Origin of the sequence: Alcanivorax hongdengensis A-11-3 (assembly GCF_000300995.1) — a bacterium.
Taxonomy (GTDB): Bacteria; Pseudomonadota; Gammaproteobacteria; order Pseudomonadales; family Alcanivoracaceae; genus Alcanivorax; species Alcanivorax hongdengensis.
Genome location: NZ_AMRJ01000002.1, coordinates 218,501 through 234,280 on the forward strand (window position 1 = coordinate 218,501; position 15,780 = coordinate 234,280).

Here is a 15,780-nt window from a genome sequence, read left to right on the forward strand (position 1 = left end):
ACGCCTTGCCTCAACGCCCCTTCTCCCAGGCCTGCGAGAACAACAAGGGCCCGATCCTGGCGGTGCTGCAACAGCACTGCCAGGCGCCCGGCAGCCTGCTGGAAATCGGCGCCGGCACCGGCCAGCATGCCGCCTGGCTGTCGGCGCAACTGCCCCATCTTCACTGGCAGCCCAGCGACGTGGCCGCCAATCTGCCCGGCATCCGCCAATGGCTGGAAGAGCCCGGCAGTCGCGCACAACCGCCCCTGGAACTGGATCTAACCGGGGACTGGCCTGCCGGCCCCTACGACTACCTGTTTACCGCCAATACCTTTCACATCATGGCCATGCCACTGGTAGAACGCTGCGTGGAACAGGGATGTGCAAGACTGGCCAGTAACGGCCGCTTTCTGGTCTACGGTCCCTTCAACGAAGACCGGCGCTTTACCAGTGATTCCAATCGGGCCTTCGATCAGGCGCTAAAGAACACGGACCCGCAACGTGGCATCCGTGACCGGCAGTGGGTTGCCGATCTGTTTGAAAAGCAGGGATTACACCAGATTGCCGACCACGCCATGCCGGCCAACAACCGGGTGCTAGTGTTCAGCCGTGGCGCAGCTGACGCATGCGCGGTTTCAGATAGATAACGCCAAAGATCAGCACCATTAGAGCGTCCGCGGAGCTCACCCCGCCCTTGCCCCGGCGCCACATAAAGAAGCCGAAAAGCTCCAGCACATGGAGTACCATGACTACCGTGCCGGCAATAACCAGCAGGCGGTCAAACGGTGCCGGCAGGTCCGTGAAAAGGGCTAACAATACCGCCAGCCAAAACACTACAATAACGGCCCTCAGCAAACCCATGGTGAATACCCTCTGACAGCGCTGATTATTTTTTCTACAATGCGTGGTTTGCGGGCACCGGCAGACGGTTGAAAACAATCCGCCAAAGACCGACCCGACATCCCGGAACCTCTGGCATTCAGACTGAGCGAATAGATGCAAAAAGACAAGGCAAGCGACTGGACCCTGGAGCAGTTCCAGGTCCCGGCCAAAGACGGCGAGCACCGGTTCCATGATTTTGATCTGGACCTGGCCCTGATGCACGGCATCGCCGATGCCGGTTTCCAGTATTGCACCCCGATCCAGGCCGAAGTGCTGGAACATACCCTGTCCGGGGCCGATGCCATCGGCCGCGCCCAGACCGGTACCGGCAAGACCGCCGCCTTCCTGATCACGGTGATCAATGATCTGCTGAAAAACCCGGTCACGGTAAAACGCTTTGCCGGTGAACCCCGCGCCCTGATCGTCGCCCCCACGCGCGAGCTGGCCATGCAGATCGAGAAAGACGCCAAACAACTGGCCAAATACACCGACCTGCAGGTCATGAGCGTGGTCGGCGGCATGAACTTCAACCGCCAGCAGGAGCGTCTGCAATCCAGCCTGATCGATATCCTGGTTGCCACACCGGGGCGCCTGCTGGACTTCGGCAAGCGCCGGGACCTGTGGCTGGACCGGGTGGAATTTCTGGTGCTGGACGAAGCGGACCGCATGCTCGACATGGGCTTCATCCCGGATGTGAAACGCATCGTCGGCATGACACCCAAGAGCCGTTATCGCCAGACCCTGTTGTTTTCGGCCACCTTCAACGACGATGTCATGAACCTGGCCCGTCGCTGGACCGAAGACGCCGAAGTGGTGGAAATCGAACCCGCCCAGGTGACCACGGAAACCGTGGAGCAGAAGGTCTACATCACCAACACCGATGACAAGTTCAAACTGCTTTATAACCTGATCACCGGCCTGAAGATGGAAAAGGTCATCGTCTTCGCCAACCGCCGCGACATTACCCGGCGTCTCAACGACCGCCTGCAGAAGAAGGGCCTGAAAGTGTCGCTGATCTCCGGGGATGTGCCGCAGAATCAGCGCATGAAGACACTGGAAAACTTCCGCAACGGCAATCTGCAGGTACTGATTGCCACCGATGTGGCCGGCCGCGGCATCCACATCGACGGCGTCTCCCACGTGGTCAACTACAACCTGCCGGAAGACCCAGAAGACTACGTACACCGCATTGGGCGCACCGGTCGGGCCGGCGCCAGTGGCATGTCCATCAGCTTTGCCTGTGAGGACGACGCCTTCCTGCTGCCGGAACTGGAAAACGCCATCAGCATGAAGCTGGACTGCGAGTATCCGCCCGCAGACCTGCTGACGGAGTAACCATGGCAACGCGCATTTCCCCGCAACAGGGCAAGGCGGCCTTTGATGAAGGTGACGCCCTGTTCGTCGACATCCGCGACCCGGCCAGCTATGCCGCCGGCCACCTGCGTGGCGCGCTGCACCTGACCCAGGCCAACGTGGAACCCTTCCTGGCGGACACCGCCCGGGAGCGGCCACTGGTGATCTATTGCTACCATGGCAACAGCAGCCAGGGGGCGGCTGACTGGCTTACCGAGCAGGGCTTCCGCCGTGTGGTCAGCCTGGATGGTGGCTACGAGCATTTTCGCACTGCCTACCCGGAATGCCTGGAAGAAATGGCCTGAACGCCAGGCACCGCTGGCGTAACGGTGGCTTACAGCGCCGCCTGATTAACGCACTATAGGGCCATTCCATTCCGGGGTGGCATACCATCCCGTGGCAAACAATCAAGACAATAAAGAGGTCCCCATGGAACCTGCCCAACTGATTGATGCACTCAGCAAGGCCCACCGTGCCCACCTGCTCGCCCAACTACAGAGCGAAGACCACTGGCAGGCACAAATGACCCATGCCAGCGAGGTACTGGCGGACAAGCCCCTGGGCAGCCTGGTCGACAGCGACATTCTCACCCGGGTGGTGGACAACTGGCTGCAGCTGGCGTTTTCCGCCGAAGGGGTTCAGCCGGTGGTGGAAGCGGTCAGCCTGCAGGTCTGGGAAGCCGCCAGTCAGGACCCGGCCACCGTCGCGCAACTGCTGCGCGAGGAGCACTTCGATGCCGTGCTCGAACAGGTACTGAAACTGCAATCCCTGCGCGAAAAGGCCATTCATGCCGCCATGAGCCACCCGCTGGTCAGCGAGATGGTCAGTGAAATGCTGTACACCGGCATCAAGAACTTCCTGCTGGAAGAAAATGCCCTGGCCAAACTGCCCGGCGTCAGCAGCGTCATGAAAATGGGCCGCAAAAGCGTGGTCGGCAAGGCCATGGGTGGCATGGAAGAGAACATCCGCGATTACCTGCGCAAGAACATCCGCGTCACCCTGAGAACCGGCGAACAATGGCTCAACCGCCAGCTCACCAATGAACGCATCGAACAGCTGGCCCGTGACGGCTATCGGCGCATGGCGCCCCTGAAACCGGCGGATGCCCTCAAGCTGATACCCGACGGTACCGTCACGGAAGTGGTTCGTCAGGGCTGTCTGATCACCGACGAAAGCGCCAAACTCGAGTACACCCGCCGACTGGTGTCCGTGGGCATCGTGGCAGCGGTCAAGGAGCTGGAAACCCTGCCCCTGGGCAAGTTGCTGGAAGGCATGAAGATCAGCGAACAACAGGTGCGTGACCTGCTGGCACCGGCACTGGCCCAGGGGGCCAAGGTGCTGGTGGAGGCCGGCGTACTGGAGCCGCTACTGCAATGGACGCTGGATGATTTTTATCAGTCCGACGCCTGCAAGGACGCCATCAGCCAGGCGTAATCGAGCGGGGCAAAATCCAAGAAACCTCTGAAAAGGCGCACCCTTGTGGTTGCGCCTTTTTGGTTGGGTGAGCATCTCTCCCCGGGCGTTTGCATGATGTGTGTGGGAGCCTGCCGGCACACTTCGCGTGCCGGCAAGCTCACACAGAGACAACCTACAGATAGGTCTCCGCATATTCCGCCAACAGCGAGCGGGGCACCCCGTTGAGCTGCACCGAGCCACCATGGGCAAAGCGCTTGAAGCGCTCGGTCATGTAGGTAAGTCCGGAGCTGGTTGGCGACAGGTAGGGCGTATCGATCTGTGCCAGGTTCCCCAGACAGATGACCTTGGAGCCCTCCCCGGCCCGGGTGATGATGGCCTTCATCTGATGGGGCGTCAGGTTCTGGCTTTCGTCGATCAGGATCAGGGATTTCTGGAAGCTGCGCCCGCGGATGTAATTCATGGCCTTGAACTGGATGTTGGCCCGCTCCTTGACGTACTGAATACTGCCCGAAGGGTTCTCGTCATTGAGATGCAGCGCCTCGATATTGTCATTGATGGCCCCCAGCCACGGGTCCATTTTCTCCTCCTCGGTCCCGGGCAGAAAACCATGCTCTTCGGCCAGCGGCGGCGTGGAGCGGGTGGCGATGATCTTGTTGAAGCGTTTCTGCTCTACCGTCATCTCGATGGCTGCGGCCAGGGCCAGGATGGTCTTGCCGGAACCGGCGGCCCCGGTGAGCGTAACCAGATGCAGGTCCGGATCCAGCAGCATCTGCAGGGCCATGGCCTGCTGAATGTTCATGGGCTTGAGGCCCCAGGCCTCCTGGTCAAGCAGGCTGTCGGCCTTGTAGTGACGCAGGGTGACAATGCCGTTGTCCGCCGACATCACGCGGCCGACAAAGCCCTGTTCGTCGACGATGTACTGGTTGGGGTAAACCTCTTCGCCAAGAATCTCGCTGACCAGCAGCCCGTGTGACAGGTGATGCAGGGTTTCGGCGCCGACCTGCTCGGTCTCCACCTCCGTGACCTGGTCCCAGAAGGAGCCGGGCACCTCGAAATAACCGCGGGTCAGCTGCTTGATGTCCGATACCAGCTGGTCGTTGTGATAATCCTCCGATTCGATGCCGCAGGCCCGCGCCTTGAGGCGCATGTTGATATCCTTGGTCACCAGGATGAAACGCCGCTCTGGCTCCAGGGCTTTCATGGCCACCACATCATTAATGATGCGGTTGTCGTTGAGATCATTGGGTAGCGGGGTGGAAACCTTGCCCTGGCCGGACATCAGTACCGTCAGGGTGCCCTGGGTCACGTTCTCCGGCCCGCGCGGGATGGGAATGCCCTCTTCCACCTGCTCCGGCGTGGCGCTGCCCAGTACCCGGTCGATCTGGCGGATGGCCGCCCGGCAATCCGCTGCCGTGTGCGACTTGCCACTTTTCAGCTTGTCCAGCTCCTCCAGCACGGTCATGGGAATCACTACCCGGTGCTCTTCGAAATTGAGCAACGAGTTGGGATCATGAATCAGCACATTGGTATCGATGACGTAGGTTTTTTGTTGTTCTAGTTCCTGGCCCGAGATGTCGCTGCGATTGGCGCTTGCGTGGTTGACGGAGAGAGTGTGAAGTCTGGCCGCGCGCTCTTCCATGCGTATCCCCTGTAAGGTTGGCATCGGTTCGGCGGCGTTGGCGTGGGCGTCGGGTCTGATAATGCGAGAGTGACGCCTGCACCTGCCGCCATGGTTTAAGCCTTTTGGCGGTTCAGTTGCTTGAGCTGCTAACAGCTTTTGATCGCGATCACTCCCGCAAGGGCGGGATTGGAATTACCATAACCCAGCTTTTTGCAAACGATCAACAGGATTGTCCCTCCGTTTTTTGATTGGCGGATTAATTACCCGTTTCGCTTGATCCCGGTATGCACGCCACCGACAATCAGCGAACACGTTTTCCGAGGTCTCGCCATGCCATTGCAACACCCCCAGGTTCTGATGCCACCGCCGGCCCTGTATCTTGGCGGGCTGCTGATGGGCTACGGGCTGGACCATGCGGTGCACCCGCCGCGCATCCAGTTCCCGGGCCAGCCCTGGTTGGCACTGGTACTGCTGGTGCTGGGTACGCTGCTGGTGGTCACCGCGGTCTGGCAGCTGCGCCGGGCCCATACCACCCTGATGCCCCACCGGGCCGCCAGCAAACTGCTCACCAAGGGCGCTTTCGCCCTGAGCCGTAACCCCATCTATCTGGGCTTTGCCTGTATCTATCTGGCCATGGTGCTGACCCAGGCCAGCATCGGCATGCTGGTGATGCTGGCACCGGTGTTGTGGGTGATTCACACCCACGTCATTGCAGCGGAAGAAGCGTTCCATGCGCAGCAGTTTGGCAGTCAGTGGCAGGATTACTGTTCGCGGGTAAGGCGCTGGTTGTAGTGAGGGTCGGTTCCCCTTTGAGAATCGCCAGCGGTCCGAGCTTGCCGGCGACCAGCCGCATGCGCCGGGAGCCAAAATGGCCCGGCACAAAAACACTGGGACGGATATCCGGCGGCAACCAGCCCAGTCGCCGATAGAGTTCGGCTACCAGCTCGGAACAGAACCAGCCGCGCTGGTCCGGACGGCGGGAGAAGCCAGTCAGCACATCCAGGGCATTACAGAGCAGATAGTTCTTGTAGGGCCGGTGCAACAGGCGCTGCACCATGCGGGCCAGCAGCCGTTGCTGGTAGCTATCCAGATCCGGACCGTGGCGCCGGCGCAGGGCCACCTCGCCGGGGTATTCGCGGATCTTGTCCGACAGCGGAACCAGTGACACCCCCGGCACCGGCCGCCCCAGCATAATGTCGCGGGACTCCCCCAGCGTGGTCGACTCCAGCACCAGTGGCTCCGCCTGCTCCGGCAGACACACCACCATGCCCACATGACTCCAGCGACTGCGGGTAAACACCCGGATCACGTCACTGGTCCAACCGCGACCGGAAAACAACAGCAAATCCCCGGAACGCACCGCAACATCGCAATTGCCTGGCTGGGTCACCGCGTAGCTTCCATTGTGGAGGTCAGCTGCCCCGGCATCCTGCAGCCGCCGGGCCCAGCTTCACGCTAGGCAACGGCCATGACAGCAAACTGACAGCCGCATCACACTTGCATGACACAGGCCACTGTCATCTTTCTGTTATCTCTTTGCCCCAGCATGGTCTCCCCACCCTGGGCACCGCTATGGAAGAAACGCTTTACCTGCTGCAACGACATCTGCCGGAACAACTGGAGCTGGATGCCCTGATCCACGAGGGCGCCCGTCACCTGCGTGTCAGCGTGGCGCACCGGGTCCCCATGGGCGATATGGAACTGCCGGTTCACGTGATCGAGCTGGGCAGCCGCTCGCCCCAGGCCCCCGCCATCGGATTTTTCGGTGGCGTCCATGGTGTTGAACGCATCGGCTCCCAGGTACTGATTTCCTGGCTGCACTCACTGATTCACCGGCTGCAATGGGATGACCAGTTACACCGGCGACTGGAGAAAGTGCGCCTGGTGTTCATGCCCATGATCAACCCCGGTGGCATCTGGAACCGCACCCGCAGCAACCCCCATGGCGTCGATCTGATGCGTAACGCCCCGGTGGATGCCATGGGCAAGGTGCCGTTCCTGGTCGGCGGCCACCGCATCAGCCGTCATCTGCCCTGGTACCGGGGCAAGGCCGGCGAGCCCATGCAACCGGAAGCCCAGGCCCTGATCCGGGTGGTGCGCGAAAAACTGTTTGGCGCGCCCTTTTCCATGAGCCTGGACTGCCACAGTGGTTTCGGCCGCCGTGACCGGGTGTGGTGCTGTTATGCTCGCAGCCACCGCCCGATTCCCCACATTGCCGAGGTGTTCCGGCTCAAGCAGGTGTTCGAGCAAACCTATCCCTACCAGCACCCGTATCTGATCGAACCGCAATCGATCAATTACACCACCCACGGCGACCTCTGGGATTATCTCTACGACGAGGCTCAGGAGCAGCACCCGCACCACACCTTCCTGCCCTTTACGCTGGAGATGGGTTCCTGGTTGTGGGTACGCAAGAATCCGCGTCAGATGCTCGACTTTTTCGGTTACTTCAACCCGGTAATCAGCCACCGCCATCACCGCGTACTGCGCCAGCACCTGCCGTTTTTCGAATTTCTCACCGCCATGACCGCCAATGCCGGCAACTGGCTGCCTCCCGGCCACCGCCGAGAAAGCCTTACCCGCGAAGCCCTGCGCTACTGGTTTCGCGATGACGACGGTAATTAGCTGTTGAAAACAACGTGTACTGGCGGCACCACCATGCCGCCAGCACAATCAAACGCGCCAGGCGATTGATTTGCCGCGCCCACGTTGACGGACATGTGTCGTCAACGTGGCTTGAAAAACCGCCTTGCAGGTGCCGACTCTGGCCCTGCCCTTGCATAATCCACGGCCATGCCCCCAAATTGGGCAACACCAAGCAATGTCCGCAGACCGGCCAAGCGCCCTTGATAGAGAGTCGATTATGAAACTTGCCGCCCTTTTCCCCCTGGTACCCGTGGCCCTGCTGGCGGGCTGTCAGCATTTCAGCTACCAGGCCCCCACCGGCGACGACACAGCCACAGTCATTTTCACCAGTGATGATCTGGTGGCTCAACCGGTAGTCTGCGTACCAGGCGAGGGCTTCCAGTCCACCGAATATGCCCTGGGCGTGAACACCCTTGACAGTAAAAGCATCGACGAAATGCTTAACAGCATGAAAAAAGCCACCAAGGTAAGCACTCAGGTATCTGCGGGCAGCACCCGTATCGGCGTCACCATGAACCAACGCGAGAATGACGGCAGCCGGGACCGTTGCAAGGTGGCACTTCAGTTTGATGCGCTAAAGGGTGCCCGCTACCAGGCACACTTCACACGAAGTGCCGGCCAGTGCGGGCTTTCACTTAACGATGAAAGCGGCGCCCCTACGAACGCCGTGCTGGTTGACTGGCAGTGCCCCTGATATTGGCACCAAATCAGTGCGCCGCACCATTGCGGCGCACACCAATCCTCAGAACGTTTCCCATCTTCCTGTCTTTTTTTCGCAATATAACGATAACCAACTGATTTAAAAAGAAACTAAAGAGTTGGCACGCTCTCTGCTATATCTATTGCGAGCCCACAGGGCCGTGCGTCACCAACGCACACCAGACAGGAACAACTGCGAAACAATTGCAAAGAGGGTTGCACATGAAACAAGTACTGGGTCTTAAAAAAGTCCTTCTGGCCTCCGCCGTAGCTGCGAGCATGGTGGCGCCGTCCATGGCAGCTGCTGAAGTTAGCGGCAGCCTGGGCATTTCCAACATGTACTTCTGGCGTGGTCAGGACATCTCAGGCGGCACCGCCAATGTGTCAGGCAGCCTGGATTACAGCCACTCAAGTGGTCTCTATGCTGGTGTATGGGGCAGCTCCGCCGGCAATGGTACCAACGGTAACGACGCACCTGCCGCGGGTACTGAGACGGATCTGTATGTCGGGTTCGGCAATGAATACAAAGGTCTTAGCTACGATCTGTCCTATGTTTACTACGCCTACCCGAACCAGCAAGATACCGATTTCTCTGAAGTTATCGGCAGCGTAGGCTTCGCCGGCGTGACCGCGACGGGTTACTTCGGGGTGGACAATGGCTCCACTGAAAACAGCAGCAACTACTACACCCTTGGCTACTCCTACGACAAATACAGCATTCTGGCTGGTACGTGGGACATGGAAGCAGATGACACGAACTATACTCACGTTGATCTGAGCTATGCACTCACCGATCAGCTGAGCTTTACCGTGTCCCAGATCACCGCAGCGGATAAATTCGCCGGTGTGGATGATAGCGACGATCCGCTGTTCGTCGTGAGCTACAGCTTCGACATCTAAAACTGTCGACGGGGCGGCACCTCCGCCCCATGGTTTTACGCCGCAGGGTTCTCCCTGGTCCTCGCTAAACACGCAAGCAAGCCCTGCGGCGCTTTTTATTTTCTATCCATCCCCTGCGAACTGCCCCGTTTCAACGGCAATGTTACAGACAGGGCTTCATGGTCTGACACCACATCCCGACCCTGAGAATCATAAAGCTGGCGATAGCGGCCGGCATTACCCCTCGTAACTGCCACTCCATCCAGATCCGCCTGCAGTTCCTTATTTACCCAAATGTGATCCAACGCACTGGGGCGACAACGATAGCGAAAACTGTAACGTTCCGACTCCGGCAACCTTTGCCAGACATCGTAAAGCCCGCTGCGAGCAAAGCGTTGGTAGCTGTCTGAAAAATACCCCGCGCCTTGGCCGGAATTGAAATCGCCAAGCACCACCAGAGCCCCCTGCTGACGAGCGGCCCAGTCGGCCAGCAATGCAGCCTGCTGCTGACGTTTGACTCGAACCCATTCTTTTTCCAGACCGCGCGCACTGCGCATGTGCACCACAATAACCTTCAGGGGCCAGGGACTGTCCAGCACCAGTTGCAATGGTGGCCGGCTGTAGAGGGCATGACCCGCAAACCGCTGTTCGGCAAACAATGCCTGGACGTGCGCAATATGCACCGGTGTACGGCTAAGCACCCCCACGTCCATACCGGCAGGATCGTTGCCTTCCAAAAGCGTGGCTTGATATGTCAGACCTTGATGTTTGAGCCGCTCAGCCAGAGCCTCCAGCAAACGACGATTCTCGACCTCCTGTAACGCCAACAGTGAAGGTCCCTGAAGCGGACCAGAAATGTAGGCAGCCAACGCATCCAACCGTCCGTTCAAGGTATCGGTATCAAGCGGGTCATCAAGCCCACCATCACGCACATCATCCCGTAATCGCCACAGATTGAGGGTAGCCATGGACCATTGCCCGTCAGGCACCGCAGGAAGATTGCGGGCCGGCACCAGATTGCGGCAATCCGCCTGCCCGAGGGCGCCCAGCACGACAAGGACAACAACAAACACAATACGCATAAAGCCCCTCGCAAAAGACAGCAGTGTACGAGTGACAACAGGAAGCAGGAAAGTCGCTTGCAGCCGGAAAACCACCGGATTATGGCTTTACCGGACCGTCTTAACCGGGCACCCCACAGGTCAGTTCCTCACGGAAGTGGCATCAAACAGCCCCGGCAATGCGGATAGCGTCTATCTCTTTGGTTACGTCTTATTTTGTAAAACAGGACACAGGTCATGAACAAACACCGCTGTCATCACCACGTCATCAATAAAAAAATCCCACCCGGAGGCCGGGTGGGCAAAGGTTACGGGCGGAACACTACCTTCAATTTGGCAGTCACCCGTGAGTCGTCCAGATAACCAATAAAATTCCGGTTACTTGATACCAACAACTGCATTTCCCGATCCCCGGAGACCTGTCGGGGCGGCATACCCCTGCCGGTAAAAATCATGCGGGCCCAGTAACTTTTCATCTGTTCCGGCGTTTTTCCCATCAATGCCAGATAGAATGCCCGTCGAGTGGCACTGCTGGCCGGCAGGTCCAGTGGCGACAGCACCTGGCCCTGCAAGCGCCGGGTATGGCCATTGAACAACTGACGCACGTCCGACTGGCTGAGAGCCGTCAGCGGGCTGTCAGCGGCGACCACCACCACCGGCTCGGCCAGCACCAGCACCGGCCACAGCAGCAACAGCGAAGCGATCCATTTCTTCATGACGGCCCCCTAAAACACCAGATCCGCACTGAGGCGAATCACCGTGGCATGGTCGTCATCCAGGTTTCCCCCCTCGGTGACAAAGAAGCCGCTGGTGTCATAATCCGCATCGGAAAAATCGTAGTAATAGCTCACCTCACCCTTGAGCGCGAGGGACTCGTTGACGGAATAACGCAGGCCCGCGGTCCAGCCCTTCTGCCGCTCCGCCAGTGAGTCCTGCAACACGGTCGGCGATACCGGTGAGCCCTGCAGCTGGGGCAGGTAGGCATCATTGATGTCGTAGTACTTGAGCATTGACCAGGTCAGCACCGGCATCCATTTGCCGAAATAATGCCCCATGGTCACATAGCCGCTGTCGCGCCCCGGATACCAGTTGTTGAAATCCAGCCGCGCCCGTTCAGCGGCCAGATACCAGTCACCATCGTCATACTGCAGCCCCAGCCCGGCGAACCAGGTGTAGACGTCATCAAAGCTCAGCCCGGTACCGAAATTGCTGTTGAGCTGTTTGATGCTGTCCGGCAGCGGGTCCACCGACACCGACGCGGCGTTATAGGCCACCCGCAGGGACCAGTCCTGCCACTGGCTGGTCAGGTTGATGCCGGCCAGATCATCCGCTTGGTAGACGGTATCCGCCGAGCGCACGCCCCCCTCCACGCGTCCGGTTCCCCAGAAGGCGGACAAACGCTGGGCCACGGGGCCGGTGTTGAAGTTCCAGGAGGCTTCCAGGGCTTCCATGGCCTTGATCGGTACGGTGCGGTAGACCTCGGAAGGCGGTGTCACCCAGGGATAGGCATAGCCCACATCCACATATTGCGAATGCATGTAGAACGGCGCCACCATGCGGCCGGCCTTGAGGCTGATGGCATCGGTCAGCTGGTAATCCAGGTAACCCCACTGCAGCTCGGTCTGAAAATCGTCCTCGCCGCTGGCGTACAGCTGCATGACCGCATGGGTGCGCTCATTAAGGGTGGCGTCGATGCGCAGCCCGGCCCGGGTCAGCTTGTCAAAACGCCATTGATCATCGGCCCCATCCGCATAATGCACGCTGCCACCGGCCACATCGGCATCGGTGTGCAACACGCCGGTAGACAGGAAACCATTGACCTGCAGGCGCTGTGGCCCCGTCTGATAGGCACTGGCAGCCTGACTTTCCAGTGCTTCCAGTCGGGCTTCGTAATCCTGCAGTTGCTGTTCGAGCGATGAATCGGACGGTTGTGCCTGGGCACTCACCGTCACGGCAGTGAGTGCCGCCCCCAGACAGGCAGCCAAGGCCTTATCCATGCAAATCCTTATAAATATATTTTTATATCGTAGTTTTTATTAGCCATAAGGCTACGACGAAAGCATGGCATTATCCGTGAACCGGTTGGATTTTCAAGGATTACCCGGCCCGTTGCGTTGCACCGGAAAGAGCGTACACACCGGCTCGGCCTGACTGATCCGCAGACAGATCCTGATCTGGTCACCGGCTGCCGGCACCCGGTTGAGGCGGGTCAGCATCAGGTGCATGCCACCGGGCTTGAGTGTCACGCTGTCCCCGGGGGCCAGCTCGATGGCCTGCAAGGCCTGCATGCCCATGGTGCCGTCGGGCTGGCCAACCATGCGGTGAAAGTGCAGTTGCCCGGCCAGCGGCGAGGTGGCGCCGGTAATATGCGCGGTGGTGCTACCGGTGTTGGTCAGCGTCATGTAAGCGGCCAGCGACGAGGCCACCGGCGGCGCGGCGCGCACCCAGGGCCGCTCGATCACCACCTGGGCCATGCCCGGCCCGGCCAGCATCAGCAGTACCAATGCCGCCCCGGCCCGCGAGAAAGAAGTCACGGCGATCCTCCCGTTGCACCCGGTCGCAGTTTGTTTTCCTGGGCGGTATAATCCGCGCCCATTTTCCACCGTTTTAGGGTTAATCCCCATGGCACGCAAGCTGTTTATCCAGACCCACGGCTGCCAGATGAACGAGTACGACTCCACTCGCATGGCAGACCTGCTCGAATCCAGCCACGGCCTGGAGCCGACCGACAACCCGGACGAGGCCGACGTGCTGCTGCTCAACACCTGCTCGATCCGCGAGAAGGCCCAGGAAAAGGTGTTCCACCAGCTGGGGCGCTGGAAAAAACTCAAGGACGCCCGCCCGGACATGATCATCGGCGTGGGCGGCTGCGTGGCCAGCCAGGAGGGCGAGGCCATTCGCGAACGCGCGCCCTACGTGGATGTGGTATTCGGCCCGCAGACCCTGCACCGCCTGCCCGGCCTGATCACCCAGGCCGCCAGCACCCGCGAGCTGGCCATCGACGTGACCTTCCCGGAAATCGAGAAGTTCGACAACCTGCCCGAACCCAGCGTCGACGGCCCCACCGCCTTTGTGTCGATCATGGAAGGCTGCTCCAAGTACTGCACCTTCTGCGTGGTGCCCTACACCCGCGGCGAGGAAGTGAGCCGCCCGGTACAGCCGATTCTCGACGAGATTGAGCACCTGGCGGACCTGGGCGTGCGCGAGGTCAATCTGCTGGGCCAGAACGTCAACGCCTACCGGGGCCAGGGCGCCGGTGGCGAAACCCTGGATCTGGCCGACCTGATCCTGCTGATCCGCGATATCGACGGCATCGACCGCATCCGCTACACCACCAGCCACCCGGTGGAATTCTCCGATGCCCTGATTCAGGTCTATGAAGAAGTGCCGGAGCTGGTCAGCCACCTGCACCTGCCGGTGCAATCCGGCTCCGACCGTATCCTGGCCATGATGAAACGCAACCACATGGTGCTGGAATACAAGAGCAAGCTGCGCAAGCTGCAACGCATTCGCCCGGACATTTCCTTCAGCTCGGATTTCATCATCGGCTTCCCCGGGGAGACCGATGCGGACTTCCAGGCCACCATGGATCTGATCGGCGAGATCGGTTTCGACATGTCCTTCAGCTTCATCTACAGCGCCCGCCCGGGTACCCCGGCGGCGGATCTGCCCGATGATGTGCCCATGGACACCAAGAAGCAGCGTCTGGCGATCCTGCAGCAGCGTATCAACCAGAACGCCCAGGACATTTCCCGCAAGATGGTGGGCTCCACCCAGCGCATACTGGTGGACGGTTTCTCCAAGAAGGACCCGGGCCAGCTCAAGGGCCGCACGGAAAACAACCGGGTGGTCAACTTCCGCTGTGACGATACCGACCTGATCGGCAAGTTCGTGGACGTGACCATCGCCCAGGCCTACAGCAACTCCCTGCTGGGTAGCGACCCGCGCAATCCAGGCTGAAACCGGTATCGGCGGGCCAGGCTTACAGCGCCACGGCCCGCCCCATGAACAGGATCGGCCCTGACGGGCGTTTGCCGGGGGAACCGCCGGCGGGCTCCAGCGTTAACTCGAACAACTGACCGCTTTGCACACCACCGACTCGCCTGGCAGGCAGCACCAGTGGATGATCGGGCTCGACCAGACCCAGCGAACGGGGACCCAGGGCCGGGTCGGCCAGGGTCCAGAACTGCACGCTGCGATCAGCCGGGTAACTGCCATGCATCAGGGGGGTGAGACGCAGTTCGCCCGCGTCGGAAACGGTCACCCGCCAGCCGGGGTTGGCCGCCTCACCCGGCGCCTGCAGGATCACCGTATAAACCGGTGCAGGTTGCCGCAATGGCCCCAGCAACAGGGCCACCGCCACCAGCAGGGATGCTGCCAGCGCCCGCCAGACAGTAAGGCTTTGCCACAACTGCAGCCAGAGGCGGGGTCGCTTACCGCTGGTCCCCTCGATACGGCGGGAGATCCGCTTCCACAGCTGCGGCGGTAAAGACACCGGCTCGAGTAACGCCGCGGCGTCCAGCCAGTGTTCTTGCCAGCGACGAGCCAGATCGGCCGCTTCACTGTCCTGCTCCAGCCAGCGGGCAATCTCCGCCTCTTGCTCCGGCGCATGCAGGCCGAGCACATACTCGGCAATCAGGATACGCTGCTCTTGCGGGGATTCGGGAATCATAAGCGCAGGCACTCCTGCAGACCCTTCAAGCCGGATCGCACCCGGCTCTTGATGGTTCCCAACGGGACCGACAGCCGCTCGGCAATCTGCTCATAGGTGAAGCCCTGATAGTAGGCCATGAGAATCGGGCGCCGACGTTCCAGGCGCAATGTCTGCAGACAGTCGATCAGCCTGTGGCGCTGGTCCTCCTCCACGTAACATTGCTCGGGCGTCGACCCGCCATCATCCGCCCAATGATCACCGGGCAACGGCTCAAAGGCCTCGCGACGGGCTCGATGATGCTGATTGATCAGACGGTAACGCAACAGTCCAAACAGCCAGGTGCGGGCGCTGCCGCGCTCGCAATCAAAACGGTGAGCATGCTTCCAGACCTGCACAAAGGTCTCTTGCAAGGCATCTTCCGCCAGGGAAGCGTCGCCGGTAAAACGTCGAGCCACCGCCAGCATTCGCGGCGCCTCGTTGAGGTAAAGTCGGTGAAAGGCCTGCCGGTCTCCCCCGGCACATGCCTGTAGCAGAGCATTGCCCTGCTCAAGATCAGCACGCTGATCATCCATGAACCTGCATCCCGGGCG

General features: G+C 60.3%; 18 protein-coding genes. 9 read left to right on the forward strand and 9 right to left on the reverse strand.

Going from position 1 to position 15,780, the window contains the following annotated elements; translation table 11 throughout:
* Nucleotides 1–5 precede the first annotated feature (5 nt).
* Nucleotides 6–626: a DUF938 domain-containing protein gene (locus A11A3_RS02660; protein ID WP_008927720.1), complete on the forward strand. Its 621-nt coding sequence runs from the start codon at nucleotides 6–8 to the stop codon at nucleotides 624–626.
* Here A11A3_RS02660 and A11A3_RS17890 read toward each other — a convergent pair.
* A complete protein-coding gene (locus tag A11A3_RS17890; protein WP_040296609.1) occupies nucleotides 583–840 on the reverse strand; it encodes a DUF1145 domain-containing protein in 258 nt (85 codons plus the stop codon). The genes A11A3_RS02660 and A11A3_RS17890 overlap by 44 nt on opposite strands.
* A 135-nt stretch (nucleotides 841–975) precedes the next feature.
* On the opposite strand from A11A3_RS17890, the gene rhlB reads away from it, so the two are divergent.
* The 3 genes from rhlB to A11A3_RS02680 all read left to right on the forward strand — a co-directional run bounded on the left by rhlB (nucleotide 976) and on the right by A11A3_RS02680 (nucleotide 3,648).
* Nucleotides 976–2,196 carry an ATP-dependent RNA helicase RhlB gene (rhlB, locus tag A11A3_RS02670; protein WP_008927721.1) on the forward strand — a complete coding sequence of 407 codons (1,221 nt, stop codon included), beginning with the start codon at nucleotides 976–978 and terminating at the stop codon, nucleotides 2,194–2,196.
* Nucleotides 2,197–2,198: 2 nt separating this feature from the next.
* Nucleotides 2,199–2,519 carry a thiosulfate sulfurtransferase GlpE gene (glpE, locus tag A11A3_RS02675; RefSeq protein WP_008927722.1) on the forward strand — a complete coding sequence of 107 codons (321 nt, stop codon included), beginning with the start codon at nucleotides 2,199–2,201 and terminating at the stop codon, nucleotides 2,517–2,519.
* A gap of 124 nt (nucleotides 2,520–2,643) precedes the next feature.
* Nucleotides 2,644–3,648, forward strand: coding sequence for a hypothetical protein (locus A11A3_RS02680; RefSeq protein WP_008927723.1), 1,005 nt, complete (start codon nucleotides 2,644–2,646; stop codon nucleotides 3,646–3,648).
* A gap of 154 nt (nucleotides 3,649–3,802) precedes the next feature.
* Here the strand turns inward: A11A3_RS02680 and A11A3_RS02685 are convergent, their stop codons facing one another.
* Nucleotides 3,803–5,269 (reverse strand): PhoH family protein, encoded by a 1,467-nt coding sequence (locus A11A3_RS02685; protein WP_008927724.1) that lies wholly within the window; start codon nucleotides 5,267–5,269, stop codon nucleotides 3,803–3,805.
* Between the two features lie 312 nt (nucleotides 5,270–5,581).
* On the opposite strand from A11A3_RS02685, the gene A11A3_RS02690 reads away from it, so the two are divergent.
* Entirely contained in the window at nucleotides 5,582–6,043 is a 462-nt protein-coding gene (locus A11A3_RS02690; protein WP_040296610.1) for a methyltransferase family protein, read from the forward strand.
* Here the strand turns inward: A11A3_RS02690 and A11A3_RS17395 are convergent.
* The gene (locus A11A3_RS17395; protein WP_237738817.1) at nucleotides 5,958–6,611 is read right to left on the reverse strand and encodes a C40 family peptidase; all 654 of its coding nucleotides are present in this window, start codon (nucleotides 6,609–6,611) and stop codon (nucleotides 5,958–5,960) included. The genes A11A3_RS02690 and A11A3_RS17395 overlap by 86 nt on opposite strands.
* A gap of 212 nt (nucleotides 6,612–6,823) precedes the next feature.
* Between A11A3_RS17395 and A11A3_RS02700 the strand changes: the two genes are divergently transcribed.
* The 3 genes from A11A3_RS02700 (at nucleotide 6,824) to A11A3_RS02710 (ending at nucleotide 9,496) form a co-directional block, all read left to right on the forward strand.
* On the forward strand, nucleotides 6,824–7,876 hold the full coding sequence (locus A11A3_RS02700; protein WP_008927727.1) for a M14 family zinc carboxypeptidase: 1,053 nt from the start codon (nucleotides 6,824–6,826) through the stop codon (nucleotides 7,874–7,876).
* 238 nt (nucleotides 7,877–8,114) lie between these two features.
* A complete protein-coding gene (locus A11A3_RS02705) occupies nucleotides 8,115–8,591 on the forward strand; it encodes a hypothetical protein (RefSeq protein ID WP_008927728.1) in 477 nt (158 codons plus the stop codon).
* Nucleotides 8,592–8,818: 227 nt separating this feature from the next.
* The gene (locus tag A11A3_RS02710) at nucleotides 8,819–9,496 is read left to right on the forward strand and encodes a TorF family putative porin (RefSeq protein WP_008927729.1); all 678 of its coding nucleotides are present in this window, start codon (nucleotides 8,819–8,821) and stop codon (nucleotides 9,494–9,496) included.
* A gap of 95 nt (nucleotides 9,497–9,591) precedes the next feature.
* Here the strand turns inward: A11A3_RS02710 and A11A3_RS02715 are convergent, their stop codons facing one another.
* The 4 genes from A11A3_RS02715 to A11A3_RS02730 form a co-directional block, all read right to left on the reverse strand.
* Nucleotides 9,592–10,557: an endonuclease/exonuclease/phosphatase family protein gene (locus tag A11A3_RS02715; protein ID WP_008927730.1), complete on the reverse strand. Its 966-nt coding sequence runs from the start codon at nucleotides 10,555–10,557 to the stop codon at nucleotides 9,592–9,594.
* A 287-nt stretch (nucleotides 10,558–10,844) separates the two neighbouring features.
* Nucleotides 10,845–11,252 carry a type 2 periplasmic-binding domain-containing protein gene (locus tag A11A3_RS02720; protein WP_008927731.1) on the reverse strand — a complete coding sequence of 136 codons (408 nt, stop codon included), beginning with the start codon at nucleotides 11,250–11,252 and terminating at the stop codon, nucleotides 10,845–10,847.
* A gap of 9 nt (nucleotides 11,253–11,261) precedes the next feature.
* Entirely contained in the window at nucleotides 11,262–12,533 is a 1,272-nt protein-coding gene (locus A11A3_RS02725; RefSeq protein WP_008927732.1) for a hypothetical protein, read from the reverse strand.
* A gap of 93 nt (nucleotides 12,534–12,626) precedes the next feature.
* Entirely contained in the window at nucleotides 12,627–13,070 is a 444-nt protein-coding gene (locus A11A3_RS02730; protein WP_162136907.1) for a copper chaperone PCu(A)C, read from the reverse strand.
* An 88-nt stretch (nucleotides 13,071–13,158) separates the two neighbouring features.
* Between A11A3_RS02730 and miaB the strand changes: the two genes are divergently transcribed.
* Complete coding sequence (miaB, locus tag A11A3_RS02735) at nucleotides 13,159–14,496, forward strand: tRNA (N6-isopentenyl adenosine(37)-C2)-methylthiotransferase MiaB (protein ID WP_008927734.1); 1,338 nt, start codon at nucleotides 13,159–13,161, stop codon at nucleotides 14,494–14,496.
* A gap of 22 nt (nucleotides 14,497–14,518) precedes the next feature.
* Here miaB and A11A3_RS02740 read toward each other — a convergent pair whose 3' ends face one another.
* Nucleotides 14,519–15,208 (reverse strand): anti-sigma factor, encoded by a 690-nt coding sequence (locus tag A11A3_RS02740; RefSeq protein ID WP_008927735.1) that lies wholly within the window; start codon nucleotides 15,206–15,208, stop codon nucleotides 14,519–14,521.
* A complete protein-coding gene (locus A11A3_RS02745; RefSeq protein ID WP_008927736.1) occupies nucleotides 15,205–15,762 on the reverse strand; it encodes an RNA polymerase sigma factor in 558 nt (185 codons plus the stop codon). Before A11A3_RS02745 ends, A11A3_RS02740 begins: the two co-directional genes overlap by 4 nt.
* Between the last annotated feature and the right edge of the window lie 18 nt (nucleotides 15,763–15,780).